Origin of the sequence: Collinsella aerofaciens (assembly GCF_019131995.1) — a bacterium.
Lineage (GTDB): Bacteria > Actinomycetota > Coriobacteriia > Coriobacteriales > Coriobacteriaceae > Collinsella > Collinsella aerofaciens_S.
On sequence record NZ_JAHONA010000088.1, the window covers coordinates 1 to 327 of the forward strand.

A 327-nucleotide genomic window follows, 5' to 3' on the forward strand; every position below is an offset into this window, starting at 1 on the left:
TCGCTGCGGCGCGGGTCGCAGTAGAACAGCCTCGTCTCGCCGGGCCCCTCGCCGACGAGCGCCGCGATCGCGCCCTCGTCGGAGAACTCCGCGCCGTTGTCGGTGAGCACGGCGCGGAAGACCCTACCCATGCCGTCGGGGCCCAGCGCCGAGCGCACGCCCCCGAGCGCGGCCGCCACGCACGCGGCGTCCTTCGCCGGCAGTGGCAGGTAGAGCTGGAGCCTGCTGGGGCGGTGGAGCAGCGTCAGGATGCACGCGGAGTCCGCGCGGGAGCCCTCGACCGTGTCCATCTCCCAGGCCGCGGCGCACGCGTCCTCCCCGAGGGCG

General features: G+C 75.8%; 1 pseudogene. It reads right to left on the reverse strand.

The annotated features are described in order from the left end of the window. Positions 1 to 290: pseudogene (locus KSY82_RS10285) on the reverse strand (IS30 family transposase); the annotation flags it as partial. Positions 291 to 327 lie beyond the last annotated feature (37 nt).